This window comes from Streptomyces sp. CRN 30, assembly GCF_034105845.1.
In genome coordinates this window covers 25,719-50,148 of record NZ_JAVRHI010000021.1, presented here as the reverse complement: position 1 = coordinate 50,148, position 24,430 = coordinate 25,719, and the positions used below count along the sequence as shown (strand labels likewise).

The window sequence follows — 24,430 nt, the reverse complement described above, 5'->3', positions numbered from 1 at the left end:
CGGACCTCCGACGAAGGATGCTTTGGCATGCCCACATCAGAAACGGCACTGACGGCCCCCGCGCCGCACCCGGCCCCCGTGCCGCACCCGGCCCCCGCCCCCGACCGCCGCCGCGCCGACCTGATCCTCTTCATGGTCGTCGCCTTCGCCGTCAGCTGGGCCTCCTGGGGCGCGGCCATCGCGATCGGCGGCGACGCGAAGGCCGGCGAGGCCGCCTACGCGCCCTTCCTCCTCGGCGCGTTCGGACCGCTGATCGGCGCCCTGGTGATCCGGATACGCCGCCGCCGGCGCGGCGAACCCGTGCCGCCGCACGCGGTCCGGTTCCGGGCGGCGACGGCGCTGCGCTGGACGCCCCTGCTGCTGGTCGTCGCCTCGGCGACCGTACTGGCCGCGGGCGCCCTCGGCCAGGCGGCGGGCGGGCCCGCGCTGAGCTGGGCGGACGCCCGGGACGTCATGGACGGCATGGGCGGCCCCGCGGCCTTCCTCGTCAGCATGCTGGTCTCCGGACCGCTCTCCGAGGAGCCCGGCTGGCGCGGCACCGCGTACCCGAGGATGCGGGCGAAGGCGGGCAGCCTCCAGGTCGCCACCGCGCTGGGCGTGATCTGGGCGGTGTGGCACCTGCCGCTGTTCTTCATCGACGGCACCGTCCAGAACGGCCTCGGCCTCGCCAGTCCCAGCGGTGTCCTCTTCGCCGCCGCCAACATCCCGATGGCCATGCTCGTCACCTGCGCCTACGAGCGGGCCGGTGTCGTCGCCTCGATCGCCGTGCACTTCGCCGTCAACACCACGATGGTGCTGCTGGGGGTGGAGACCCCCGCCGTCCAGGCACTGATCATCGGGATTCAGCTGATCGCCGTACTGGTGCTGTGGGCTACGGGCCCGGGTCGGGCGCCGTCCCGTCCGCCGCGCGCCGCCGGTACTCCTCGTTGATGCGCTGCGCCTCCTCCAGCTGGTCCTCCAGGATGACGATGCGACAGGCGGCATCGATCGGGGTGCCCTGGTCGACGAGTTCTCTGGCCCGCGCGGCGATCCGCAACTGGTACCGGGAGTAGCGGCGGTGGCCGCCCCCGGACCTGAGCGGTTTGATCAGGCGGGCCTCGCCCAGGGCCCGGAGGAACCCGGGCGTGGTGCCGGTCATCTCGGCGGCCCTGCCGATGGTGTACGCGGGGTAGTCGTCGTCGTCCAGCCGTTCGCTGAGCGGATTGCCTGCTGTCATGTCACCTCGTAGCGCAACGCGTCCAGGGGCCCCGGTGCCGTACGGCACCGGGGCCCCTGGACGATTCAACACCATCCGCCCCGGCCGTCGCTGCGGTGGCCGGGGTGCGACAGGCGCACCATAGACTCGCTCCCATGCCGAACCCTGATGAGCTGCTCGTCTCCATCGCCGCCATGGTGGAGTCGGAGCCGAGCAATCAGATGTCACTGACCGTGGTCGCTCAAGGAGCCGTCATCACGGGCCGACTGGCCCCGGAGGACACCTGGCGGGAGCGGGTGGCGGAGGTGCTGCGGTCCTCGGACCGGCTGAGCCCGTTCTCCGACACCTTCGTACGCCGGCGGAAGCGGGACCGGCCCGACGACCAAGACCCCACCCACCTCCACTTCCATCTGGCGCGCATCCTCCAGGGCAGCGTCGGCATCCCGGACACGGGAGGCATGTTCCGCGTGGCGATCACCGACGTCAGCGCGTGGACCGTGGGGGACTTCAGCTACTCCGACCAGTAGGCACCGACCGCAGAACGAGCAGAACGAGAAGGCCCCGCCGCCCGGACCGGGCGGCGGGGCCGTGCTGTTCCGCTGGGGATCAGCGCGTGCCGCCGGTCCCCTGGCGGCGGGGCGCTCCGCCGCCGGTCCGGCCGGACGCGGGACGGCGGCGCCGCTTGCCCGGGTTGCCGGACGCGGACGCCGAGCGCCGCGGGCGCTCCGGGGCCGCCGGGGCGGGGATGACGACGGGGACGCCGGAGGGCTCCTGGGCGCCGGTGATCCGGGCCAGCTCCTCCTCGCCGGGACGGACCCGGGTGACCTGCGGGACGATCCCGGCCGCCGACAGCAGCCGGTTCACGCCGCGCCGCTGGTCGGGGGTGACCAGCGTGACGACGCTGCCGGACTCGCCCGCGCGGGCGGTACGGCCGCCGCGGTGCAGGTAGTCCTTGTGGTCGGCCGGCGGGTCGACGTTCACGACCAGGTCGAGGTTGTCGACGTGGATGCCGCGGGCGGCGACGTTGGTCGCGATCAACACCGTCACCTGCCCGTCCTTGAACTGGGCGAGGGTGCGGGTGCGCTGCGGCTGGGACTTGCCGCCGTGCAGGCCGGCCGCGCGGACGCCGTTCTTCAGCAGGTGCTTCACCAGCCGGTCCACCGCGTGCTTGGTGTCCAGGAACATGATGACCCGGCCGTCGCGGGCGGCGATCTCGGTGGCCGTGCGCTGCTTGTCGTCGTCGTTCACCTGGAGCAGGTGGTGCTCCATGGTGGTGACGGCGCCCGCGGACGGGTCGACGGAGTGCACCACCGGGTCGGAGAGGTAGCGGCGGACCAGCAGGTCGACGTTGCGGTCGAGGGTCGCGGAGAACAGCAGTCGCTGCCCGCCCGGACGCACCTGGTCCAGGAGGCCGGTGACCTGCGGCATGAAGCCCATGTCGGTCATCTGGTCGGCCTCGTCCAGGACGGTGATCTCCACGTCGTCCAGCCGGCAGTCGCCGCGGTCGATGAGGTCCTTCAGCCGTCCCGGCGTCGCCACGACGACCTCGGCGCCGGACCGCAGCGCCCCGGCCTGCCGGCCGATCGACATGCCGCCGACGACGGTGGCCGCCCGGACGCCCACGGCGCGGGCGAAGGGCTTCAGGGCGTCCTCGACCTGCTGGGCGAGTTCCCGGGTGGGGACGAGGACGAGGGCGAGGGGGCGCTTCGGCTCGGCCCGGCGGCCCTGCGTGCGGGAGACGACCGCGAGGCCGAAGGCGAGGGTCTTGCCGGAGCCGGTGCGGCCGCGGCCGAGGACGTCACGGCCGGCCAGCGAGTTGGGCAGCGTCGCCGCCTGGATGGGGAACGGGACGGTCATGCCCTCGGCTTCGAGCGTCGTCAACAGCCGGGCGGGCAGGTCCAGTTCGGAGAACTTCTCGACCGCGGGCAGCGCGGGCGTCACCGTCTTCGGCAGTGCGAACTCGCCGCCCTGCGGCGCGGACGGACGGCGACCGGAACCACCCTGGGGGCGGCGGCGGGGACCGCCGGAGCGCTTGGCGGGGGGACGGCCGGAACGGTCGTAGGGGCGGTCGGCACGTGCACGGTTCATACGGAACCTTCCTTGACGCGGCACGTGTCAGGGAATTCCCGCAGCGGTGAAGCGGCGCAGAGAATCGCGGATACGAGCCGGGAATGGCGGGCCGGGGAGAGGCGGTCATATGCGCATCGCGCATCGATGCGCTCCCGCTCGACGGTGAACGGGAGAAACTCAAAAACCCCGGAAAGCAATGAGCTGGGGCCCGCACCCCACGGTGCGGGCCCCAGCTGTGAAGTACGCGTCGGTGGCGACGACGATCAGGCGGGAACGATGTTCTCCGCCGTCGGGCCCTTCTGGCCCTGCGCGATGTCGAAGGTCACCTTCTGGCCCTCGAGGAGCTCACGGAACCCCTGGGCGTTGATGTTGGAGTAGTGGGCGAACACGTCGGGGCCGCCGCCGTCCTGCTCGATGAAGCCGAAGCCCTTTTCCGAGTTGAACCACTTAACGGTGCCGGAAGCCATTTGAATCTCCTTCGGTACGGTGCTCGGAGCACACCCTTCGTGTACTCCGGTCGCCGCGATGATCACCCCGTCGGAAAGACTCCAGGCAACCAAAACTGCAACTGACGTCGACACTAGCACGGTGTGCTCGGCCGGGCGGGAGGTGATTTCCGATCCCGGCGCCGTTCGCGTAGCGTTCCCGGGAATATTCCCGGAGCGACGCCCTGATTTCTTACGTCGCGGGCACAGATATTGCTCCGCGGCCGGAGCAGGATCACCGCCCGGTCTCCCGTCCGCACCGCTGTGACCTCGTGGTACGGCCTCCGGGGCGCTCCGGGGCGGCGGACTCCCGGCTCATGCGCCGCATCCACCGAAGAGACGAACACCACAAACGCCCGTGCGAGTGACAGGCCGTCCACCCGGCCGCCGACACCGATCCGCGCGTACCGAGACGGGCCAGGCCGGTACCGCGCTCAGCCACCTCATCGACCGCGTCGAGTCCTCGCTCGCCGGCCGGCTGCGCAGCGAGGCGCGGATGCGGGAGATCACCGAGCACCTCGACGACACCTGGGTCACCTGGGCCGGGGGCACCGCCACCGACGCGGCAGCACTGTCTGACGTCGCCCCACCACCGCTGAGGCCGCCGGTCAGCCCCGGCCGAACACCGTCCGCGCGCGCCCCAGGTCCAGGAAGACCGTCTCGCCCGTGGAGTCGTTCAGGGCGTCGTTGTCGGTGACGGCGTAGACGCGGCCGTCGCCCGCGACGGTCAGGCCCTCCAGCTTCTCCTGGGTCCAGCCCTTCGTGGCCCGCAGGTCGGGCAGGACGTCGTGGGCGAGGGTCTTGGTGAGGACGGGGAGGGTGCCGGCCGGGGCGGCCTTCGCCGGGAGCGGGACGGTGTAGATCCGCTTGACCTTCGCGGCGGGGCCGTTGAGCTTGTCGCGCTCGATGACGGCCAGCCTGTCGCCGACGACGGTGATCTCGGAGAGGCCGATCCAGTCGCCGTCGGTAATGGTGGCGGAGAGCCGGTAGCCGTACCAGCTCCACGTCCCGGCCGTCACGTCGTAGCGGCCGAGGCGGACCACGCCCGTCGGGTCGCCCTTCACCTCGCGCTGGAGGGCGGCCCAGAGGATCTCGTGGCCGCGGGCGTCGGTGGTCGCGGTGACGCCCTCGAAGCCCTGCGAGCCGAGGCCCGCGGCGACGTCCGCCGGGAGGGGGACGACCTGGCGGGTGGTGCCGGTGCGGTCGAGGCGGACCAGTTGGTTGCCGGTGCCGGTCCTGCCCTCGACGGCCAGCCAGAAGCCGCCCTGGGGACGGGCGTACACGCCCTCGGCGTCGTAGCCGGTGGCCTTGCCGTCGGCGTCCTTGACGGCCAGCTCACGGGTGACGACCGGCTGCTCGCCGTCGGTGTCGATCGTCAGGACGCGGGTGGTGGCGTACGCCGAGTCGGTCACGGCGTACACCTCGTCGTCGCGGCCCGGGACGGCGGACAGCCCGCTGAGCGCGCCCCAGCCGATGGGGGCGCCGGAGGAGTCGTCGGCGGAGACGAGGGACGGGGCGGCGTCCGTGCCCTTGCCGAGGCGGAAGAGGCTCACCGAGGCGCGTACGCCCGCTTCCGCGTCGTCCACCTCGCTGGAGACGGCGAGCAGGCCGCGGGACGGGATCGGCAGCAGCCCCTCGGGCCCGTTGGTGGTCTGGAGGATCTGCTTGAAGACGGGCTTCGTGGGCTTGCTGACGTCGTACACCGCGACGAAGTTGCTGCGCTCGGAGCCGACGAAGGCGTACCGGACGCCGTCGTACGTGGCGACCGCGAGGCCCTCCGGCTCGGTGCCCTTGTTCTCGGAACGGTCGTCGTCGAGCAGGCCGTGGCGCGCGGCGAGGTGCTCGTAGGAGTTGCCAGCGTCCCAGACCACCTTCCCGGTGCGGCTGTCGAAGACGGTCCAGCCGCGGGTGCCGCCCTTCCAGTCGCCCTCGTTGGCGGTGGCGAGGTAGCGGTCGTCGATCCAGCCGACGGCGTCCGGTTCGCGCGGCACGTCGGTGATCGAGCCGGTCTGGTCGATGACGCCGTCCTCGACGGTGTCGATGCCGTCGAGGGAGGCGGTACCGGCGCTGAACGCCTTCGTGATCCGGCCCGACCTCAGGTCGACGGTGACGATGCCGTTGTTCTCCTGGAGCGTCACGACGAGCTGGCCGCGGCCGTTGACGGAGACGTACTCCGGCTCGGGGTCGGTGGGCTCGGTGATCCCGGCGGCGGTGAGGACGGGCAGCGCGGAGCCGTCGGCCTTCGTCAGGGCGACCTTGCGCAGCCCCCACTTCGCGGGCGAGGAGCCCTTCGCCCCCTTCAGATCGACGATCTGCACGAACCCGGCGGGTGCCTGCGGCAGGTCGCCCTCCTCGCCGCCCTCGGGGGTCGCCTCCTCGTCGCGCTCGTTCTCGATGGCGATCGCCGCGTACCGCTTGTCCTTGCTGAGCGCGATCGAGTCGGGCTGCCCGCCGAGGTCGTGGGACGCCACCCGCTTCCGGGTCTTCAGCGAGATGACGTCCAGGCGGCCGGACGGATCGGTGTAGCTCGCGCTGGTGTTGACCACGACGAGCACGTACTCGCCGACGACGGTCACCGAGGTCGGCTCGTCCTCGGCGTCGCCCAGTTCGGCCAGGGAGAGCGTGCCCAGGCCCTTCGGGCGGTCGGCGTCGGAGATGTCGAGGAACCCGATGCGCTTGCCGGCGGCGTCGGTGTGGACGAGGGTGCGGCCGTCCTCGCTGGTGGCCGATATCTCGGCGACGGTCTCGGCGGCGGCGTCGTCACCGGCGGGCCGGTTCTGGAACACCGGGTAGGTGGCGGTGCGCGCGAAGGCGGCGGTCCGCGAGCCGCGGTCCGCGCCCTTGTCCTTCTGGCCCGCGTGCGCCACGCCCGCGCCCGCCAGGGCGCCCGCGGTCACGGCGAGCGTCGCCAGGGCGGCGCTGGTTCTCTTCGGGAGCATGGTTCCTCCGGTACGTGCGGATACGTCCACTGCGGAGCCGGATCGTGCCACTCCCGGGCCGCGAGCGGCGGACGTCCCGGTGAACGGCGGACGAAGATCAAGTACCGCACTACAGTGCTGTAGAAAATGTCTCTGTCACGGTGGATCACGGTGAAGGAGACGGACGGCAGGATGCCCGAGCAGCACATACCCACGGCCCCTACGAGTGTGGCCGCTGCCGCGGCCCGTACGGCGCTGGCCCGGCGGTGCGGTGCCGTCGTCGAGGCGCGCTGGTTCGCCGGCACCGTCTTCGTCCTGATCCTCGCCAACGCCGCGCTGCTGGGCGTCGAGACGTACTCCGGTCTCGTCGCCGAGTGGCGGCACTGGTTACGGCTGGCCGAACACCTCTGCCTGGTCGCCTTCACCGCCGAGATCGCGCTGCGGCTCGGCGCGCACGCGGACCGCCCCCGGGACTTCCTCAAGGACCCCTGGAACCTCTTCGACCTCGCCGTCGTGGTCTGCGCGTTCCTCCCGGTGGTCCGCGAGAACACCACCGTCCTGCGGCTGCTGCGGCTCTCCCGCGTGCTGCGCACCGCCCGCTTCCTGCCCCAACTGCGCATCGTGCTCGTCGCGGTGGTCCGCAGCCTCCCCGGCACCCTGAGCTTCCTGCTGGTCGGCGCGCTGCTGCTGTACGTCTACGCCATGGTCGGCTGGGTCTTCTTCGGCACGCACGACCCGGGCCGCTACGGCTCCGTCGGCCGCGCCGTCCTCACCCTCTTCCTCCTGATGACCCTGGACGGCATCGGCGACGCGGTCCACTCCGGCCTGGACATCTCCCGCTGGAGCCTCCTCTACTACGGGTCGTACGTGCTGCTCGCGTCGTTCGTGCTGGTCAACGTCCTGATCGGGGTGGTGATCACGTCGCTGGACGAGGCCCGGGAGATGGACCGCGATGCCTCGTCCGCCGCGGAGCGGACGGCGCCGGGGGCACCGGACGAGGAGCGGCACCGGGCCGCGCTGCTGAGCCGGGTCGAGGCGGCGCGGCGGGCGTTGGCCGAGGTGGAGGTGGAGCTTGAGCGGGGGGTGGCGGGGCGGTCGGGACCGGTCGGTCAGGGGCCCGTCGAGTCCAGCGGGCCGGAGCCGAGGGTGCGGGCGTAGGCGGTCTCCGGCGGAGGCAGGGTCGCGGCCATGTCCATGAGCCCTTCCGCTTCCTCCACCATGCGCGAGGCCGTGTCGGACCTTCCCGTGCTTGGTTCACCGTCGAGGCCGGCCGCGACGAGCAGACCGTCAGGTACACCGCTCCGGACGGTACGGTCCGGCACTGGATGCTGTGACTGCCGAGGGCCGCCCCCGTCACCCGATGCCGTCGACGTCCAGATCCGTCCCCACCACCAGCGTCACCGTGTCCGACGCGTCCGGCGAGGTCTCCGTGGACGCCTTCAGGCGGGAGGCGAGGACCTCCGCGCGGGCGGCCAGGGACTCCGGGCGGCTGACCGTCGTCTTCGCGGTCTGCTCCGCGTTGCCCGTGCCGACGACCGTGAAGCCCGCCTCCTTCAGTTTCTCCGCGACCGCGGCGGCGCGGCCGTCGACGCCGGTGCCGTTGAGGACCTGGACGCGGACGGTGGAGGCGTAGACCGGGTCCGCCGCCTCGGCCTCGATCTTCTCCTTGTCGACCTCCTTGTCCTTGGCGAGGGCCGTGAACAGGTCGCCGGCCTGCGGGTACTGCCACACCACGTTCGCCTTGTCGGAGGCGACGTCCGCCTCGCGGGGATAGTTCGGCACGGTGAGGAAGGTCAACCGGTCGGCGGGTATGCCCTGGAGTTCGGAGGCGAGGCTGTACAGCGGCTTGATGCCCGCGAGGTCCTCGTCCGTGGTGAGGGAACTCGTCGCGGACTTGAGGAAGGCGTACAGGGACTTCGGACTGGTCAGCTTCGACTGCGCCTTCGCGACCAGCGACTCCATGAACTCCTGCTGGCGGCCTATGCGTCCGGTGTCGGAGCCGTCGCCGATGCTGTAGCGGGCCCGTACGTAGCCGAGCGCCTCCTCGTCCTTCACGGTCTGGCAGCCGGCCTCCAGGTCCAGGTGGGCCTTCTCGTCGTGGATGGCCTCCTCGGGGCAGACCTCTATGCCGTCCAGGGCGTCGACCATCCCCTTGAAGCCCTGGAAGTCGACGGACATGAAGTGGTCGATGCGCAGCCCCGTGGCGGCCTCGACGGTCTTGATGGTGCAGGCGGCGGCCTCCGCGACCTCCCCGCTCGTGCCGCCGATCGCGAACGCCTCGTTGATCTTGAAGTGGTGGGGCTCGGACGTGCCGCCGTTCCCCTTGTCGCAGGCCGGTATCTCCACCCACGAGTCACGGGGCAGGGAGACCACCGTCGCCCACTTCCGGTTCGCGGGGACGTGCAGCACCATCAGCGTGTCCGACTGCATGGTGGTCAGGCCCTTGCCGTACTTCGCGTTGTCGCCGTCGCGGCTGTCGGAGCCGACGACCATGATGTTCTCGGAGCCGGGGCTGAGGTTGTCCGGCCGGTCCCCGCCGAGCTTGTCGTCGAGGTCCGCGGCGTGGATGTTGCCGTTCAGGTCGCTGTAGAGCCAGGCGCCGACACCGGCCACCCCGAGGACGAGCACCGCGCACACGCCCGCGGTCCAGGCCAGGACCCGGCCCCGCCGCGTCAGCCGGCCCGGCCGGCCCGATCGGTTCGGCCGGTCCGGCCGGTCCGGCCTGCTCTCCGGCGCGCCGCGCCGCCGCTTTCCCTTACCGCTCACCGCTACCACTCACCGCTTCCGCTCGCTGATCACGCTCACCAATCTTCTACACAACTGTAGAAGCTAGGCTGTCGGGAATCGTCCCCCACGAGCGGGGCAGCCGAAAGGAGTGCTGGAGACATGAGCGTCATCGCCTGGCTGGTGCTGGGCCTCCTCGCCGGAGCGATCGCCAAGCTGATCCTGCCCGGACGGGACCCGGGCGGCTGCGTCGGCACGACGGTGATCGGCATAGCCGGGGCGTTCCTCGGCGGCTGGCTGTCGGCGACGTTCCTCGACCGTCCGGTGCAGCGGGAGTTCTTCGATGCGGCGACGTGGGGCTCAGCTATCGCCGGCGCCCTCGTCCTGCTGATCGGCTACCGCCTGCTGTTCGGCGACTCCCGCGACTGAAGCGACCGGAACGACCGGAACGACCGAAGCGGCCGACGGCTTATTTCTACATTGCTGTAGATTTGAACCGTTGTGCCGACCGCCACAACACATTCGAAACGCCTGCCGAGAAGGAGTACGCCATGGGAGTGACCCTGTCCAAGGGTGGCAACGTCTCGCTCAGCAAGGAGGCTCCGGGCCTGACCGCCGTCCTGGTCGGCCTGGGCTGGGACGTCCGCACCACCACCGGCACCGACTACGACCTCGACGCCTCCGCGTTGCTCCTCGACGCCGCGGGCAAGGTGCCGAGCGACCAGCACTTCGTCTTCTACAACAACCTCACCAGCCCCGACGGCTCGGTCGAGCACACCGGCGACAACCTCACCGGTGAGGGCGAGGGCGACGACGAGTCGGTCAAGGTGAACCTCGCCTCCGTCCCCGCGGACGTCGACAAGATCGTCTTCCCGGTCTCCATCCACGACGCGGAGAACCGCGGCCAGAGCTTCGGCCAGGTCCGCAACGCGTTCATCCGGATCGTCAACCAGGCGAACAACCAGGAGATCGCCCGGTACGACCTCTCCGAGGACGCCTCCACCGAGACCGCGATGGTCTTCGGCGAGCTGTACCGGCACGGCGCGGAGTGGAAGTTCCGCGCGGTCGGCCAGGGGTACGCCTCCGGTCTGGCCGGCATCGCCGCCGACTTCGGCGTCAACGTCTGACGCCGGCTCCCGACCCTTCCGGCCACCCCTTCGGCCGTCCCCCGGACGTCCCCCCGCCCTCCCCCGGCCTTCCCCCGTACGACCGGCTTCCGTCGGTCACACGAGGGACGGGCGGGGGACGGGAGGCATAGGAGCACGCTCCCTGGGCAGGTGCCACGGGTCACCGCCAGGCAGCCGGCAGAGGGGAAGCGTCCCGTTCATGGCCGAGGCACCGGAGTCGACGACGACGTCAGCCACCGGCCCGGGAGCGAAGGCGCCGACCCGCGCGCCGGCCGGCCGGCGCAGACCCGGCGCTCCGGCGTCGGGAGGCACCCACCGGGGTTTCCCGTCCGCGCTCGCGCGCCGCGGCCGCGTCGACGGCGTGGACGGACTGCGGACGCTCGCCGTCGCGCTGGTACTCGTCTACCACGTGGACCCGGGGCTGCTGCCCGGCGGCTCCATCGCCGTGGACCTGTTCTTCACCATCAGCGGCTTCGTCATCACCCGGCTGCTGCTCGCCGAGTACGCCCGTACCGGCTCCATCGCCCTCCTCGCCTTCTACCGGCGCCGCTGGCTGCGGCTCGTGCCCGCGCTGCTGGCGCTCTGCGCGGTCTGCGCCGCGCTCGACGCGACCACCACACTGTGGGGGTTCGACGGCGCGCGGAAGGCCGCGGCCCTGTCGGCGACGTTCGTCGTCAACCTCGTACGGGCCGCCGAGCCGGGTCCCTACTCCGACCTCACCGGGCCGCTCGCCCACACCTGGTCGCTGGGGGTGGAGGAGCAGTTCTACCTGCTCTGGCCCCTGCTCCTGCTGGCCCTGCTGCTCAGGTTCCGCGCCCGGACCGTGCTGCTGTGCACGGCGGTCCTGTGCGTACTGCCCGTGCTGTGGCGCTGGTTCCTGTGGAACCCCGACGCCGCGCACCGGATCTACAACGGCACCGACACCCGCGCCGACCAGCTCCTCGCCGGCGCCCTCGTCGCCGTACTCCTGGCCCGCCTCCGCGCGGACGACCCCCGGCTGGCGTCGCTGCGCACCGCGGCGGCCCGGCTGGCCTGGCCCGCGCTGGCCCTGCTCCTCCTCGCCGCCTGGCGGATGCCGGTCACCCAGGACGCCGGCGCGTGGACGGCCGCGTGGTACACCGCCGGGTTCCTCGCCGTGGCCGCCGTCTCCGCCACCCTCGTCACCGAGCTGGAGCTACGTCCCGACGGTCGGCTCTCCCGCCTGCTCTCCGTGGCCCCCCTCGCCTGGACCGGCCGCAACCTCAGCTACGGCCTCTACCTGTGGCACTACCCCGTCGTCCGCTTCCTGGCGTCCCTGGGCATGAAGGAGGGCCGCCTCCCGGCGACGGTCCTGCTCACGGGCGTACTGGCCCTGATCTCGTACTACGTGATCGAGTCACCGTTCCAGCGCCGGGGCCGCGCCTCCCGGCGGCCCGGACGAGCCGCACCGCGTGGGCCGCGTTCATCGGTTGACCGAGGACGGGCGCGCGGTGGTTGAACGCCGGCGGAAGCGCGGGGAACGGTGCTGAGGGACAGCAGTACAGAAGCGGTACGGCGTCAGGGGATCGCAGTCCCCGCGGTGACCGAGCCGTGCGGTCGCTCCTGAACCGAGGCCGGCCCGCCTAGGTCACCAGGCCATGGCGGTACGCGTACACCACGGCCTGCACCCGGTCCCGCAGGCCCAGTTTGGCCAGGATGCGGGAGACGAACGTCTTCACCGTCTCCCGGCTGATCAGCAGGGCCGCCGCGATCTCCGTGTTGGACAGGCCGTCCGCGATCAGGCGCAGGACCTCCAGTTCGCGGGCGGTCAGGGGGACGTCCGGCGCCGGTCCGTCCCCGGCGGGCCGGATACGGGCGGCGTACCGGCCCACCAGTTGCCGCGTCACCTCGGGATCGAGGAGCGCCGCCCCCGTCGCCACGGTGCGGATGCCGTGCAGCAGCCGGTCCGGCGGCGCGTCCTTCAGCAGGAACCCGCTCGCCCCGGCGCGCAGCGCGTCGTAGACGTACTCGTCGAGGTTGAACGTCGTCACCACGAGGACCTTCACCGGGCGCGGCACCCCCGCCCCCGCGAGCAGCCGCGTCGCCCCGATGCCGTCGAGGCCCGGCATCCGGATGTCCATCACGACGACGTCCGGGCGGACCCGGCCGGCCAGGTCGACGGCCGCCTCACCGTCCCCGCACTCGCCGGCCACCTCCAGGTCGGGCTGCGCGTCGATGATGGTCACCAGGCCGGTGCGGACGAGGACCTGGTCGTCGCAGACCACGACCCGGACCGGCGCCGCAGCGGTACGAGGTGCCGGCGGGGCCGCGGTCATGACGTGCCCCCCGCCGGTATGCGCGCCCGCACCGTGAACCCGCCGCCGGTCCGGCTGCCCGCGTCGAACTCGCCGCCCAGGACACCGACGCGTTCCCGCAGCCCGGCCAGGCCGCGCCCGCTCCCGCCGGGGGACACGGGGGACACGGGGGACACGGGGGACACCGCCCGGCCGTCACCGGGCCCCTCCGTGCTGACCTCCACGGTGATCTCCCGTTCGCCGTGGCGCACGCTGACCGAGGTGCGGCCGCCGCGGGCGTGCTTGAGGGCGTTGGTCAGGGACTCCTGCACCACCCGGTAGGCGACCAGGTCGGCGCTGCGGGCCGACTCGGGCGGGGCGCCCTCCTCGGTGAACTCCACCGGCTGGCCCGCCCGGCGGGTCTGCTCCACCAGGGCGAGGACGGTACCCGGGACGACGAGGGCCGCGCCCGTGCCGGCCCCGTGGTCCGGATTGAGCAGATCCAGCAGGTGCCGCAGGTCGCCGATGGCCTGCCGCCCCGTGGTCGACACGGCGCTCAGCGCCTCGTCCAGACGGTCCGGCGCCGCGGTCAGGTAGCGCGCCGCCTCCGCCTGCACGACCATCGCCGTCACGTGGTGGGTGACCACGTCGTGCAGTTCGCGGGCGATGCGGGCGCGCTCGGCGGTACGGGTCTCCTCGGCGACCCGGCGCCGCCGCTCCACCTCGGCGAGCCGCGCGGCGTGCAGCCACGAGCCCATGCCCCACACCAGGGCGGTCACCACGTAGAACATCGCGAACCCGGTCGCCGACTCGCCCCTGCCCAGGTGCGCGAGCGCGACGGCCAGCGGTACGTACGCCACCGAGAAGGCCAGCGCGGTCGCCCGCCGGTGCCGGGTCACCTGCGCGCTCGCGGCCAGCAGGGCCAGGGCGAGAGCCGTGCCCGCCAGGGAGTGGTAGCCGAGCAGCTGGTCGGCGGCGAACCCCGCCGACACCAGCGTCAGGCAGAGCACCGGCCGGTGGCGGCAGAGCATCAGCGGGAGGCTCTCCAGCGCGATGACCGCCACGGCGAGCGCGTCGAAGGGCCGGTCGGGCACCCCGCCCAGCCGCGTGCCGTGGCCCTGGAGCGACGGGAGCAACGCGCCGGCCAGCAGCAGCGGTCCGAGCGGCAGATACCAGGCCGTCACGTCGAAGCCGCGGACCCGGCGGCGGAGTCGGGAGAGAACCGTCACCGGACGAGCGTAGGCGCGGCGGCCGCACGGTCCGCACGGCGCGGCGGGACGACGTAACCGCGACGGTGGGCCAGCCACATGAACGCGATGGTCACGAGGACGCCGAAGAGGACCGAGTAGACGCTCGCCTCCGGGCCGAAGTCGCCGCCGGTCAGGAGTCGGGGGCCCGAGGTCGCGGAGTCGAGGAGGCCCTGCGGGGTGTCGTTGCCGGAGACCTCGGTGCTGAAGACGCCGGAGGCGGCGAAGTTCCAGCCGAAGTGGATGCCGATCGCCACCCACAGCCTGCGGGTGGCGACGTAGGCGGCGGTCAGCATAAAGCCGGCCTCGATGGCGATGGCGGCGGCGCCCAGCAGGCTCGCGTGCGGGTTGAGCAGGTGGGAGGCGCCGAAGAGCAGCCCGGTGAGGACCAGCGCGAGATAGGTGCCGGTCAGCTTCTCGACCCAGCGGAACAGCACGCCCCGGTAGAGCAGTTCCTCGGTCACGGCCGCGGCGGCCATGAAGCCGAACAGGCCCAGGGCGCCCTTCGGCGAGCCCAGGCCGTCGACGTCGTAGTAGCCGGAGGTGAGGAGGTTGACGATGACGGCCGTGAACATCGCGGCGCCGATCAGCAGGCCCCGGCCGAACGCGGACGCGGCTCCCTCCCGGGACACCTCCGCGGCGGGGCGGTGCTCGGTGCGCCGGACCACCCAGCCGTACAGGAACACCGCGAGCACGGCCGTCGCGCCGCCGAGGGTCAGTTGGAGGTACGGGTTGTCCGCCGCGGCGGCGAGTCCCTGCCCACCGGCGGCGGACACCGCCACGACCGTCAGGAGCTGCCAGACGAACTTCATGTGAACCACCCGGGACGCGTGTGTCGGTACCCGCCGGCGGTGAGGGCGCGGCGGCCGGGACGACGCTACGGACTCCGCGCCCGGAGATCGTCACCTCACGGAGCGCACTTCGGCGTAGCTCCCACGGGGGACGGCCGCCTCCCGGGGACGGCCGCTTCCGGGAGACGGCCATTTGCGGATGACGGCCGCTTCCGGGAGACGGCCATCTGCGGATGACGGCCGCCTGCGGATGACGGCTACTTCGTGAACGGCAGTACCAGCCGGGACGGGTGCGCCGCGTCGCGGTACAGCTTGTGGGTGACGGGGCGGCCGACCGGCAGGTGGAAGGCGTCCGGCGGCAGCAGCGCGTTGTGGTCGTCGGCGAGCGGCTCGGCGTTGGACAGTTCCGCGACCAGCCGGTGGCCGGGCAGGAACGTCGTCGCGAACGGGTAGATCCGCAGCACGTACTCCTCGATCTTCCCCGGTTCGACCGGCACGGCGCGGGTGTGCGGGTGGTACGGGTCGCCCTCGGTGGTGCGCTCCTCGTCCAGTTCGCGGTGGGACGCCTTGAGGTAGGCGGTCGTGACGAGCTGCCGTCCGCCGCCGGGGCCCTCGTCCCACAGGCGCAGCACGAGGTTGGTGTCGGGCTGGTCGATCTCCACGAAGAGGTGCGCCGCGCCCTGGCCCATCAGCCCGGTGGGCTCGGTGAACGGCGCGGTGGACCAGCGCAGGATCTCCACCTTGTCGGTGACGGTCAGCGGCGCCTGGTAGAAGCCGTCGGGCGCGGCGTACTCGGCGGCCATCGGCTCCGGCTCGGGGGACAGCTTGCGGCGCGGCCGGAAGTAGAGGGGCCGGAACTCGGTCTCCCGCGGCGGCCACTGCGCGCCGGTGACGGTCTCCCGGGAGCCCTCGACGTGGACGGTGACGGCGGGCTCGTCCATCACGCCGTTGTCGACGCCCTTCAGCCAGTACTCGTACCAGCGGAACATCTTGTCGTGTTCCTCGACGAAGGGGCGCGACTGCATCGGCGGGTACGGTCCGATGTCGAGTTTCTTCGGGCCCTTCAGGGCGTGGAACAGCTCGATGGTGCCGTCCATCGTCCAGCCGCGGCCCTGGTCTATCTGGAGCCAGACGGGGATGTCGATCTCCGGCGCGAGGGTGATCGGGTTGCGCTCCTCGTACCAGTCGCCGTCGACCTCGTTCAGGACGATGTCGAACCACGCCTCGTGGTTCTTCGGGTAGTTGAGGACATGGACGAGGTTGGGCCAGGCGGCCACGTCGGGGTCGGCTAGCCGCCGCGCGACGCGCTCCTTGATCTCTTCGGGGGAGTACGTCTCCAGCATCCGGGACTTGACGCGGTCGGTGAACGCCCAGCCGGAGTCGCCGCCGCGGCCCTCCCGCGCGGCGCGCGGCATGAACCACATGACGCCGCCGTGGTACGTCGTCTCGTAGAAGTCGTAGTGCCCGCCGCTGACGAAGATCGCCTTCAGGGACGGCGGCCGCTCGGCCGCCGCCAGCACCTGCATGGAGCCGAAGTACGAGATGCCGATCATGCCGACGTTGCCGTCGCACCAGGGCTGCGCGGCGACCCACTCGATGAAGTCGTGGGCGTCCTGGCCCAGCGGGACGCCGCCCGCGTTGTAGTTGCCGATGTGCTCGCCCTCGGAGCCGCCCGAGCCGCGCAGGTCGCCGATGACGTGGACGTACCCCTCCTGGACGACGCGGGTGATGTCGCCGGCCTCGATGCACCCGTCCCACATGGGGCTGGGGCGGCGCTGCGGCGGGGTGGTGAGGGCGAGGGCCTGGAGCTCCTTGCCGTAGGGGCTGAGCGCCACGAGCGCCGGGCGCGGGGCGTCGCCGGGGGCGCTGTAGGTGTCGGCCGCGAGCGTGACGCCGTCGCGCATCGGCACGCGGAGGTCCTTGCGGACGCTGATCTTCTCCAAGGCGTGGCCTCTTCCCGGTTAACTCATATTATTATGTTAATACTAGCGCAAGGAGAGACGCATGACGCAGGACGTCGGCATCCACCCGCTGTGGTCCCCCTGGGGCCGCTTCGGCCTCTACAGCTTCTACATCGACGCGCCCGAACCGGCCGTCGTGGACACCGGCATCGCCTCCTCCCCCGCCGACGGCATGGCCCCCGCCCTCGCGGAACTCGGCCGTGACGTCCGGGACATCCGCTGGATCCTGCTCACCCACGGCCACATCGACCACCTCGGCGGCGCGCACGCCCTGTGGGAGCTGACCGGGCGGCGCGCGAAGGTCGTCGTCCACGAGGCCGACGCCCATCTGCTGCGCTCCCGCCGCGCCCACGTCGACCAGTACCTGTCCGTACGGCAGGGCTACCTCGACGACCCCGACGGCGAGGCGGCGCAGACCCGTACGGCCGAGGCGGTCATCTCCGGCGAGATGGAGCCCGACGTGCTGCTCAAGGGCGGCGAGACCCTCTCCCTCGGCGGGGACGTCACCGTCACCGCCCACCACGTCCCCGGCCACACCGCCGGGTCGGTCGCCTACGTCCTCGACGGGCGGCGCGCCGCGTTCGTCGGCGACGCCGTGCAGATCCACGGCGCGGCCAACGGCTTCCCCGGCTACGAGGACCCGGCCGCCTACCGCGCGAGCCTGCGCCGGCTGCGCGACGAGATCCGCCCGCGCGAACTGTTCCTCGGCCACCCCTACCGGAGCGCCGACGGGGTTCCCTACGAGGTCCGGCTGGACGCCGAGGGGGCCCGCCGGGCGCTCGACGAGAGCCTGGAGACCGAGGCCCGGGTCGCGGACGCGGCGGGCCGCTGCCCCCGGGACGAGGGCAGCGGTTCGCCGTACGCGCCGTTCACGGCGGTGGCCGAGGAACTGGGCTACACGGGCGACCCGACCCTCGAACCGTCGCCCTTCTTCACGACGCTGCACGGCTACCGGTGACGGGAAGCCGGTGACGAGAAGGGGGGCGCGCAGGTGCGCGCCCCCCTTCCCGCCCCGTCCGCCGCTCAGCGTCGCGTCAGGAACTCCGCCGTCTGCGCGAACACCCGCCCGTACTCCGCGATCCACGCGAAGTTGACGACGAACCCGTGGTTCGCGCCCGCGTACCGGCTGACCGTCGTCTCCACCCCGGCCTCCGCCAGCCGCCGCCCGTACAGCTCGCCCTCGTCGCGCAGCGGGTCGTACTCGGCGGTGACGACCAGGGCGCGCGGCAGCCCGGTGAGGTCCGCGCGCCGGACGGGGGAGACGAGCGGGTCGGCCGGGTCGGCGCCGCCGTCCAGGAGGAAGGAGTTGAACGGCTTGAGGCCGGCCGTCTCAAGGCCGTACCCCTCCGCGTTCTCCCGCAGCGACGGGTAGCGGCCCTCGTCGAGCGCGCCGTCGAAGTCCAGGTCCACGGAAGGGTAGTAGAGGACCTGGTGGGTGATGCGGTCGAAGCCGTCGTCGTGGGCGAGGGCCGTCACGGCGGCGGCGAAGGTGCCGCCGGAGCTGTCACCGGCGACCGCCAGGTTCCCGCCGTCCCACTTCAGCTCCGCGCCGTGCTCGGCGGCCCACCGGACCACGCCGTAGCAGTCCCGGAGCCCGGCCGGGTGGGCCGCCTCGGGGGCGAGGCGGTAGCCGACGGAGACGACCTTGTGGCCGGTCTCCTTCGCCAGCGACCGGGCGACGGCGTCGTGCGTGTCCAGGCTGCCGGAGAAGAACGCGCCGCCGTGGAAGTAGACCAGCAGGCCGTACGCGTCCGCCGCGGCCGGCGTGTAGATCCGTACGGGCACGTCGCCCTCGGCGGTGGCGGCGGTGACGTCCTCGACGGCGTGCAGCGGCAGCCGGTCGGCCGGGGCCGGGACCCGCGCCGCCTCGGCCGCGCGCAGCGCGCCGGGGTCCGGCGGCGCGCTGTGGTCCTGCGGCGGGAGGGTGGCGAGGATCTCGGCGATCCGGGGGTGGATCGGCATGGTGTCACTCACCGTCCTGGGACTCGGTGGCCGGCTTCTGACCGGGGAAGACGTCGTCGATCTCCTCCTCGGTCCAGCCCTGCCGGGAGATGCGCTGCAACTCGTCGGTGACCGGCTTGCGGGTGGCCTGGAAGAGGGCGAGGGCCTCGGGCAGGGTGGCCGCGTCGCGCAGGGCGTCGGCGAGCGCGCCGGCGTCCAGGATGGCCGAGTTGGCGCCCTGGCCCTGGTGGTGGAGCATCGAGTGGGCGGCGTCGCCGATGAGGACGACGGAGTCGGAGTGCCAGGTGTCGACGGGGTCGATGTCGTAGACGGCGCGGCAGTTGACGGTGGCGAGGTCGAGGCCGCGGGCGATCTCCACGAGGCGCTCGTCGAAGCCCTGGACGGTCGCGAGGATGTCGTCCTTGGTGATGTCCGGGGCCCAGGTGCCGTCCGGGCAGAGCGCGGTGATGTCGAACGAGACCTGGCCGCGGTGGCGCAGCGGCAGCAGGTAGATCTTGGTGCCCTTGCCGATGTACATCCGCAGGTTGTCGTCGGTGACCATGGAGCGGGCGTCGTCGACGGAGATCACGGCGCGGTAGGCGTGCTCCCCGGAGAAGACCGGCTCCGCCTCGCTGAACAGCTGTGTGCGCACGACGGACTTGATGCCGTCGGCGCCGACGACCAGGTCCGCCTCGACGCTCTCGCCGTGGGCGAAGACGAGGGTGGCGCGGTCGCCGTCGTCCCGGACGGTCTCCAGCCTGTGGCCGAGCTTCACCATGCCCTCGGGCAGGACGCCGAGCAGGGCGTCGATGAAGTCGCCGCGGTGGATCAGGTGGGTCTTGGTGTGCTCGCCGTGGGCGGGCCAGGTCTCCCGCATGATCGGCTCGCCGGTGGCCGAGAGGATCTCGAAGCGGTCGCTGGGGGAGCTGACCCTCGCGATCGCGTCGAAGATGCCCCACTCGTGGAACCGGGCGACGGTCGAGGGGCGCAGACCGATGCCGGCGCCGACCTCGCGGATGCTGCTCGCCTGCTCGTAGACGCTCACGTCGGCGCCGAGCAGGGACAGGGCCTTGGCCGTGGCCGCCCCGCCGTACCCGGCTCCGACGACGGCGATCTTCAACTTCTTCAGCTCGGAGGACTGCATGGTCGTTCTCGCTTACTTGTGCAGGGAGAGGAAGTCGGCGGGGTTGTCGACGAAGACGGTCCTGATGGCGGCCTCGTCGAGACCGGCGGCCCTGAGGTCGGGGATGAGGTCCTCGAAGATGTAGTTGACGGTGTGGCCCTCGACCCCGGGCCAGCCGAGCGGGCTGCAGTTGGCGTCGGCGGAGGCGAGGACCTGGCCCAGCCGGCGGCCCCCGTCGAGGAACCGCAGGAAGTGGTCGAGGCGCTCCTGGCGGGGCCGGGCCCAGAACGGCGGGTCCGGCAGCTCCGTCTCGTAGCCGAAGGTGTCGAAGCCGATGCGGCCGCCCTGGTCGGCGATCCAGACGTCGCGGGTCTTGTCGGCGTTCACCCCGTCGTCCACATGCCCGAAGAGCACGCGGTGCAGGGGGAGCCCCTCCTCCTCGAAGATCGCGATCGCGTTCTCGGCGTCGATGGCGAGGTGGGTGAGGACCGGCACGCCGGTGGCGAGGGAGGCGCGGGCGGCGGCGCGGTAGATGCGCTTGTCCAGCTCGGTCATGCGGCCGCCGCGGCTGACGCCGACCTTGATGACACCGGCCCTGGAGCCGGTGTTCCCGATGCCCACGGTGATCTCGTGCGTGAAGTGCCGGGTCAGGTAGTCGACGCTCGCCCGCGCGAAGAACGGCAGGGCGGTGTCGCCGCCGACGAAGCCGGTGCAGGCGACGATGTGGACGCCGGTCTTCGCGGAGAGCGACTTGTAGTAGTCGACGTCACGGCCGTTGCAGATGCCGGTGACGTCGACGAACGTGCCGCCGCCGTACTCGTGGAACCGCCGCAGCTTCGGGACGGTCTCCTCGTAGCGCTGCTCGGGCGACTTCCACCACTTGGTGTCGAGTTCGGAGCCGGGCATGCCGTATCCGATGTGCTCGTGGACGGCCACGATCCCCAGCTCTTCCGCCGCGACCGTGCCCAGGACGGTGTTCACCTTCGACATGGGTCCTACTCGCCTTCTCGTGCGGGGGTGGCGGGAGCCGCGGGGGCTGCGATGGCGGGAGTCGCGGTGGCGGGGGCCGCGGGGGGCGCGGTGGCGGGGGTCGCGGTGACCGCGGGGGTCAGCAGGTCGCGCGGGTTGTCGACGAGGACGCGGCGGGCGTCGTCGTCGCCGAGCCCCAGGGACTTCGCCAGCGGGACGAACACCGAGGAGACGTGGCTGTAGGGAAGGTCGCGGGCGGGCTCGCCGACGGAGACGCCGGGCGAGCCGACCGAGAGCAGGACGCGGTCCGCGTGCCCGGCCGCGACGAGGTCGAGGAGGAGGGCGGCGCGCTCGCGGTCGGTGAGGTACGCGGGGTCGTCGTCGAGTCCCACGTGGTCGAGGGCGACGTAGGCGCCGCGGCGGGCGACGGCCGACGGGGCGCCCGCGTCCACGGCGTCCCTGCGGTCGAGGCCGCCGACTACGACGCGGTGGGCCGGGAGCCCCTCGTCGAGGACGACGTCGAGGTCGTGCGGGGCGTCGGCGCCGAACCGGACGGAGAGCGGGACGCCGGTGGCGAGCGCGGTGCGGGCGGCGCCGCGCAGGAGGCTCTCGTCGGTCGCGGTCATGCCCGCGCGGGTGGCGGTGGCGGCGACCAGCCCGGCGGGGCCGCGGCGCTCCACCCGGGGCACGACCATGCCCTCGGTGATCTCCCGGGTGAACAGGTCGGCGAACTTCTCGGCGGGCCAGGGCGCCGGCGGATCGGTCTGCGGCGTGAGGAAGTACCCGCCGAGCAGCTCCTCGGGTCCCATGCCGGTGGAGGCGACGATGTGCACGCCGGTCGAGCGCGAGAGCGCCTCGTACAGCCGCACGTCGCGGCCGTGGAACATCCCGGTGCTGTCGACGACGGTGCCGCCGCCGTGGGCGCGGAAGTCCGCCAGCTTCTTCGCCAGGGTCTCGAAGATCCCGGCCCGGTCGAGGGTGATGTCGTAGGCGTGCTCGGCGCCCGGGACCACGGAGAGCAGTGCCTCGTGGACCGCGACGACGCCCAGGTCGTCCGCGGGTACGGGGCCGAGGACGGTGGTGACGGTGCGGCTCGCGGCCGTCTGTGCGCCCGTCATTGGGCACGTCCTTTCATCGGCGTCAGGCCGGATGCGGCGTGACGCGGCAAGGCAGTGCACCGGGGGACCCGACGTCCGTGACGTCAGTGTCGTCCGTGACGTCGGCCGGGCGGGTCGTAGTCCACTGCTGTGCAGCCGTACGGGAGCGGCTGTCGCAGCAGCATATTGATATATTGTAATGTTAAAGTCAAGGGTTAACCGGAGATGTGGCCGACGGAACCGGACCCGACCCGACCCGCCCGGTTCCGTCCCTCCCGGACCTTCCCGTCCCTCCCGGACCTTCCCGGTCCTCCCGGACCTTCCGGTCTCAGCCGCGCGTCTCGAACCGGTACTTGAACTCCTCCGCCCGGTGCACCGCGGAGCGCCATCCCGCGGGCAGACCACCGACGGTGAAGAACGTCGTCTCGATGACCAGCAGCGGACTGCCCTCGCGGACCCCGAGCGTCGCCGCGTGCTCGGCGGTCGCCGCCGTCGCCCACGCCTCGTGCTCGGCCCGGTCCAGCGTGATCCCGAACCCGCGCTCCAGGAGCTGGAACGCCGACCCCTTGTCCTCCAGCTCGGCGGCGGCCGGAGCGAACTCCTCCGGCGCCCGGATGTAGACGACCGCCTCCACCAGCGGCTCGTCCTCCACCAGGATCAGCCGCGTGAAGCGCAGCAGTCGCTCGTCCGCTTCGATGCCCAGCCGGTGCCGGATGCGCGCGGGCGGCTCCACCCGCTCTATGCCGGACACGCGCGAGGCCGGATGCAGCCCGCTCTCGGAGAGGTACTCGTACAGCGCCCCCGGCCGCACATCGGCCGGCCGCTGCACCCGGGCACCGGGCACCGGGAACGTCCCCTTGCCCTGCCGCCGGTACACGAACCCCTCGTCGGCCAGCTCCTTGAGCGCCTGCCGGATGGGCGCACGGCTCACCTCGAACCGCTCCAGCAGCAGCGCCTCGGTCATCGGCGTCCGCGGGTCGGCGACACCGCCGGTGATCTCATCCCGCAGGATGTCCTTGATCTGCCGGTACAGCGGGACCCCGGACGAGAGATCGAGTTCGCCGTTCGCCATGGGTCTTCGGGCCTTCCGCACGCAATCCGACGGCCGGGTGACGCGTTCGACGGCCGAGTGACCGTGACATCTCATCATAGGGACGAGGGGGCCTCACACCGTCCGTCCGAGCGGGCAGGATGGGCCCATGAAGCCGAAGACGAAGTCGAAGGCACAACTCCCCGCATGCTCCTCCGCCACCTCGGTGCTGTCCCTCTGGTCGCAGGACTCCGTGCTGTCGATCGGCTCGGTGGGCTCGGTGCTGTCCGTGGGTTCCGTCGGCTCGGCGCTGTCGATCGGCTCGATCGGCAGCGCCCTGTCCGTCGCCTCCATCGGCTCCTCCCTCTCCTTCCTGTCTACGGGCTCCTGGCTGAGCACGGGGTCGTTGTTCTCGGCCCACTCGCGGTGGTCGGTGATGTCGTGGCGGGCGTCGGGCGGATTCATGGAGGCGCCGTCCGCGGCGAAGGTCCGGGCGGTGGGAGCGGCCGGGGTGGCGGTCGCGGGCTGCGCCCTGCTGGTGGCACGGACCCTGCGCACGACGTAGGCGGCGGGGACGGCCCCTTGTCGGTGGCGACGGCCCGCCCTCCTCAGGGCGGTGACGGCCGCGTGGTGCGCGGCGGAGGAGGTGGCGAGGTCGAGGTGCGTACGGTTCTTCACCGCCGGCTTCGGCTTCGGCTCCGGGACCGGCACGACATCGACGCGGACGGTCGCCGGGTCCGGCCAGACGAGCGGGCCGGGGAAACGGGGGCGGGGGTACGGTCCTGCCATGTCCGGATCAGCAGATGAGACGCGTCCCCGTTCGCGTCCCCGTACACATCCACCGGCCAGGGAGCCCGTCACCGCCGACGACTTGGACCGCGCGATACGGCTCGCGGTGGACGTCCTGCGCCGGGTGCCGTCGTCCGCGTGGGCGGAGCGGGCCGGTTCGCTGGAGTGGGACCGCTGGGAGACGGCCGAGCACCTCGCCGACGACCTCTTCGCCTACGCCGCCCAACTGGGCCCCCGTACCCCGCCGTCGGACCGCGAGGTCCCCTTCGTGTGGACGGCCCGGCGGCCCGGCGGACCGGCGAACGTCGTCCACGCCGACCGGGAGGCCGGTCCCGACGGCCTGCTGGAGGTCCTGGAGGCGAGCGGCGCGCTGCTGGCCGCCATGGTGCGCACCGCGGCGCCGGACGTCCGCGCCCACCACGTCTTCGGTGCCTCGGACCCGGAGGGCTTCGCCGCGATGGGCATCGTGGAGACCCTGGTGCACACGGACGACCTGACGCGGGGTCTCGGTCTCGGCTGGGACCCGCCCGCCGGTCTCTGCGCCCGGGTGCTCGCCCGCCTGTTCCGCTCCGCGCCGGCCGGCACCGACCCCTGGCCCACCCTGCTGTGGGCCACCGGGCGGGCCGAACTGCCCGGCCGGCCCCGGCTCACCGCGTGGCGCTGGCACGGAACACCATTCTAATACCGGTACAGTATGGCCGGTATAGTTAT

23 protein-coding genes are annotated in these 24,430 nt (G+C 72.4%); 8 read left to right on the top strand and 15 right to left on the bottom strand.

Annotated elements, in window-relative coordinates; genetic code table 11:
* Positions 1-27 precede the first annotated feature (27 nt).
* Positions 28-930, top strand: coding sequence for a type II CAAX endopeptidase family protein (locus UW392_RS02585; protein ID WP_320773175.1), 903 nt, complete (start codon positions 28-30; stop codon positions 928-930).
* On the opposite strand, the gene UW392_RS02580 is transcribed toward UW392_RS02585, so the two are convergent.
* Complete coding sequence (locus UW392_RS02580; RefSeq protein ID WP_320773174.1) at positions 872-1,216, bottom strand: MerR family transcriptional regulator; 345 nt, start codon at positions 1,214-1,216, stop codon at positions 872-874. The two genes, UW392_RS02585 and UW392_RS02580, sit on opposite strands and share 59 nt — an antisense overlap.
* A gap of 134 nt (positions 1,217-1,350) precedes the next feature.
* Between UW392_RS02580 and UW392_RS02575 the strand changes: the two genes are divergently transcribed.
* Positions 1,351-1,722 carry a hypothetical protein gene (locus UW392_RS02575; protein ID WP_320773173.1) on the top strand — a complete coding sequence of 124 codons (372 nt, stop codon included), beginning with the start codon at positions 1,351-1,353 and terminating at the stop codon, positions 1,720-1,722.
* 79 nt (positions 1,723-1,801) lie between these two features.
* Here UW392_RS02575 and UW392_RS02570 read toward each other — a convergent pair whose 3' ends face one another.
* The 3 genes from UW392_RS02570 to UW392_RS02560 form a co-directional block, all read right to left on the bottom strand.
* On the bottom strand, positions 1,802-3,283 hold the full coding sequence (locus tag UW392_RS02570; RefSeq protein WP_320773172.1) for a DEAD/DEAH box helicase: 1,482 nt from the start codon (positions 3,281-3,283) through the stop codon (positions 1,802-1,804).
* 245 nt (positions 3,284-3,528) lie between these two features.
* Positions 3,529-3,732: a cold-shock protein gene (locus tag UW392_RS02565; protein ID WP_320773171.1), complete on the bottom strand. Its 204-nt coding sequence runs from the start codon at positions 3,730-3,732 to the stop codon at positions 3,529-3,531.
* Between the two features lie 626 nt (positions 3,733-4,358).
* Positions 4,359-6,689, bottom strand: a complete 2,331-nt coding sequence (locus tag UW392_RS02560) for an esterase-like activity of phytase family protein (protein WP_320773170.1) — start codon at positions 6,687-6,689, stop codon at positions 4,359-4,361.
* Between the two features lie 171 nt (positions 6,690-6,860).
* Here UW392_RS02560 and UW392_RS02555 point away from each other — a divergent pair, with 171 nt between their 5' ends.
* Positions 6,861-7,826, top strand: a complete 966-nt coding sequence (locus UW392_RS02555) for an ion transporter (protein ID WP_320773202.1) — start codon at positions 6,861-6,863, stop codon at positions 7,824-7,826.
* A 195-nt stretch (positions 7,827-8,021) separates the two neighbouring features.
* Here the strand turns inward: UW392_RS02555 and UW392_RS02550 are convergent, their stop codons facing one another.
* Positions 8,022-9,323, bottom strand: coding sequence for an LCP family protein (locus UW392_RS02550; RefSeq protein ID WP_320773201.1), 1,302 nt, complete (start codon positions 9,321-9,323; stop codon positions 8,022-8,024).
* A 231-nt stretch (positions 9,324-9,554) separates the two neighbouring features.
* Between UW392_RS02550 and UW392_RS02545 the strand changes: the two genes are divergently transcribed.
* From UW392_RS02545 to UW392_RS02535, 3 genes are all read left to right on the top strand, one after another.
* Positions 9,555-9,821, top strand: coding sequence for a GlsB/YeaQ/YmgE family stress response membrane protein (locus tag UW392_RS02545; protein WP_320773169.1), 267 nt, complete (start codon positions 9,555-9,557; stop codon positions 9,819-9,821).
* 122 nt (positions 9,822-9,943) lie between these two features.
* Positions 9,944-10,519 (top strand): TerD family protein, encoded by a 576-nt coding sequence (locus UW392_RS02540; RefSeq protein ID WP_320773168.1) that lies wholly within the window; start codon positions 9,944-9,946, stop codon positions 10,517-10,519.
* A gap of 199 nt (positions 10,520-10,718) precedes the next feature.
* The gene (locus UW392_RS02535) at positions 10,719-11,996 is read left to right on the top strand and encodes an acyltransferase (protein WP_320773167.1); all 1,278 of its coding nucleotides are present in this window, start codon (positions 10,719-10,721) and stop codon (positions 11,994-11,996) included.
* 124 nt (positions 11,997-12,120) lie between these two features.
* Here UW392_RS02535 and UW392_RS02530 read toward each other — a convergent pair whose 3' ends face one another.
* The 4 genes from UW392_RS02530 to UW392_RS02515 form a co-directional block, all read right to left on the bottom strand.
* Positions 12,121-12,813, bottom strand: coding sequence for a response regulator transcription factor (locus tag UW392_RS02530; protein ID WP_320773166.1), 693 nt, complete (start codon positions 12,811-12,813; stop codon positions 12,121-12,123).
* Positions 12,810-14,000, bottom strand: a complete 1,191-nt coding sequence (locus UW392_RS02525) for a sensor histidine kinase (RefSeq protein ID WP_320773165.1) — start codon at positions 13,998-14,000, stop codon at positions 12,810-12,812. The genes UW392_RS02530 and UW392_RS02525 overlap by 4 nt, the downstream gene beginning before the upstream one ends.
* On the bottom strand, positions 13,997-14,830 hold the full coding sequence (locus UW392_RS02520) for a type II CAAX endopeptidase family protein (RefSeq protein ID WP_320773164.1): 834 nt from the start codon (positions 14,828-14,830) through the stop codon (positions 13,997-13,999). The genes UW392_RS02525 and UW392_RS02520 overlap by 4 nt, the downstream gene beginning before the upstream one ends.
* A gap of 236 nt (positions 14,831-15,066) precedes the next feature.
* On the bottom strand, positions 15,067-16,713 hold the full coding sequence (locus UW392_RS02515; RefSeq protein ID WP_414495462.1) for a CocE/NonD family hydrolase: 1,647 nt from the start codon (positions 16,711-16,713) through the stop codon (positions 15,067-15,069).
* A gap of 100 nt (positions 16,714-16,813) precedes the next feature.
* On the opposite strand from UW392_RS02515, the gene UW392_RS02510 reads away from it, so the two are divergent.
* On the top strand, positions 16,814-17,728 hold the full coding sequence (locus UW392_RS02510) for an MBL fold metallo-hydrolase (RefSeq protein ID WP_320773162.1): 915 nt from the start codon (positions 16,814-16,816) through the stop codon (positions 17,726-17,728).
* A 65-nt stretch (positions 17,729-17,793) separates the two neighbouring features.
* On the opposite strand, the gene UW392_RS02505 is transcribed toward UW392_RS02510, so the two are convergent.
* The 6 genes from UW392_RS02505 to UW392_RS02480 form a co-directional block, all read right to left on the bottom strand.
* Positions 17,794-18,732, bottom strand: coding sequence for an alpha/beta hydrolase (locus UW392_RS02505; protein ID WP_320773161.1), 939 nt, complete (start codon positions 18,730-18,732; stop codon positions 17,794-17,796).
* A 4-nt stretch (positions 18,733-18,736) separates the two neighbouring features.
* Positions 18,737-19,855: an NAD(P)/FAD-dependent oxidoreductase gene (locus UW392_RS02500; protein ID WP_320773160.1), complete on the bottom strand. Its 1,119-nt coding sequence runs from the start codon at positions 19,853-19,855 to the stop codon at positions 18,737-18,739.
* Positions 19,856-19,867: 12 nt separating this feature from the next.
* Positions 19,868-20,824, bottom strand: coding sequence for a phosphotriesterase (locus UW392_RS02495; protein ID WP_320773159.1), 957 nt, complete (start codon positions 20,822-20,824; stop codon positions 19,868-19,870).
* A 5-nt stretch (positions 20,825-20,829) separates the two neighbouring features.
* Positions 20,830-21,921 carry a phosphotriesterase gene (locus UW392_RS02490; RefSeq protein ID WP_320773158.1) on the bottom strand — a complete coding sequence of 364 codons (1,092 nt, stop codon included), beginning with the start codon at positions 21,919-21,921 and terminating at the stop codon, positions 20,830-20,832.
* A gap of 307 nt (positions 21,922-22,228) precedes the next feature.
* Positions 22,229-22,972 (bottom strand): GntR family transcriptional regulator, encoded by a 744-nt coding sequence (locus UW392_RS02485; protein WP_320773157.1) that lies wholly within the window; start codon positions 22,970-22,972, stop codon positions 22,229-22,231.
* Between the two features lie 93 nt (positions 22,973-23,065).
* Positions 23,066-23,719 (bottom strand): hypothetical protein, encoded by a 654-nt coding sequence (locus UW392_RS02480; RefSeq protein WP_320773156.1) that lies wholly within the window; start codon positions 23,717-23,719, stop codon positions 23,066-23,068.
* Between UW392_RS02480 and UW392_RS02475 the strand changes: the two genes are divergently transcribed.
* The gene (locus UW392_RS02475) at positions 23,718-24,401 is read left to right on the top strand and encodes a hypothetical protein (protein WP_320773155.1); all 684 of its coding nucleotides are present in this window, start codon (positions 23,718-23,720) and stop codon (positions 24,399-24,401) included. The two genes, UW392_RS02480 and UW392_RS02475, sit on opposite strands and share 2 nt — an antisense overlap.
* Positions 24,402-24,430: the final 29 nt, after the last annotated feature.

Coding starts and splice junctions, on each gene's coding strand:
- UW392_RS02585 (WP_320773175.1), top strand. CDS start 28: ATGCCCACATCAGAAACGGCACTGACGGCCCCCGCGCCGCACCCGGCC.
- UW392_RS02580 (WP_320773174.1), bottom strand. CDS start 1,216: ATGACAGCAGGCAATCCGCTCAGCGAACGGCTGGACGACGACGACTAC.
- UW392_RS02575 (WP_320773173.1), top strand. CDS start 1,351: ATGCCGAACCCTGATGAGCTGCTCGTCTCCATCGCCGCCATGGTGGAG.
- UW392_RS02570 (WP_320773172.1), bottom strand. CDS start 3,283: ATGAACCGTGCACGTGCCGACCGCCCCTACGACCGTTCCGGCCGTCCC.
- UW392_RS02565 (WP_320773171.1), bottom strand. CDS start 3,732: ATGGCTTCCGGCACCGTTAAGTGGTTCAACTCGGAAAAGGGCTTCGGC.
- UW392_RS02560 (WP_320773170.1), bottom strand. CDS start 6,689: ATGCTCCCGAAGAGAACCAGCGCCGCCCTGGCGACGCTCGCCGTGACC.
- UW392_RS02555 (WP_320773202.1), top strand. CDS start 6,861: ATGCCCGAGCAGCACATACCCACGGCCCCTACGAGTGTGGCCGCTGCC.
- UW392_RS02545 (WP_320773169.1), top strand. CDS start 9,555: ATGAGCGTCATCGCCTGGCTGGTGCTGGGCCTCCTCGCCGGAGCGATC.
- UW392_RS02540 (WP_320773168.1), top strand. CDS start 9,944: ATGGGAGTGACCCTGTCCAAGGGTGGCAACGTCTCGCTCAGCAAGGAG.
- UW392_RS02535 (WP_320773167.1), top strand. CDS start 10,719: ATGGCCGAGGCACCGGAGTCGACGACGACGTCAGCCACCGGCCCGGGA.
- UW392_RS02530 (WP_320773166.1), bottom strand. CDS start 12,813: ATGACCGCGGCCCCGCCGGCACCTCGTACCGCTGCGGCGCCGGTCCGG.
- UW392_RS02520 (WP_320773164.1), bottom strand. CDS start 14,830: ATGAAGTTCGTCTGGCAGCTCCTGACGGTCGTGGCGGTGTCCGCCGCC.
- UW392_RS02515 (WP_414495462.1), bottom strand. CDS start 16,713: ATGCGCGACGGCGTCACGCTCGCGGCCGACACCTACAGCGCCCCCGGC.
- UW392_RS02510 (WP_320773162.1), top strand. CDS start 16,814: ATGACGCAGGACGTCGGCATCCACCCGCTGTGGTCCCCCTGGGGCCGC.
- UW392_RS02505 (WP_320773161.1), bottom strand. CDS start 18,732: ATGCCGATCCACCCCCGGATCGCCGAGATCCTCGCCACCCTCCCGCCG.
- UW392_RS02500 (WP_320773160.1), bottom strand. CDS start 19,855: ATGCAGTCCTCCGAGCTGAAGAAGTTGAAGATCGCCGTCGTCGGAGCC.
- UW392_RS02495 (WP_320773159.1), bottom strand. CDS start 20,824: ATGTCGAAGGTGAACACCGTCCTGGGCACGGTCGCGGCGGAAGAGCTG.
- UW392_RS02490 (WP_320773158.1), bottom strand. CDS start 21,921: ATGACGGGCGCACAGACGGCCGCGAGCCGCACCGTCACCACCGTCCTC.
- UW392_RS02485 (WP_320773157.1), bottom strand. CDS start 22,972: ATGGCGAACGGCGAACTCGATCTCTCGTCCGGGGTCCCGCTGTACCGG.
- UW392_RS02475 (WP_320773155.1), top strand. CDS start 23,718: ATGTCCGGATCAGCAGATGAGACGCGTCCCCGTTCGCGTCCCCGTACA.
- UW392_RS02480 (WP_320773156.1), bottom strand. CDS start 23,719: ATGGCAGGACCGTACCCCCGCCCCCGTTTCCCCGGCCCGCTCGTCTGG.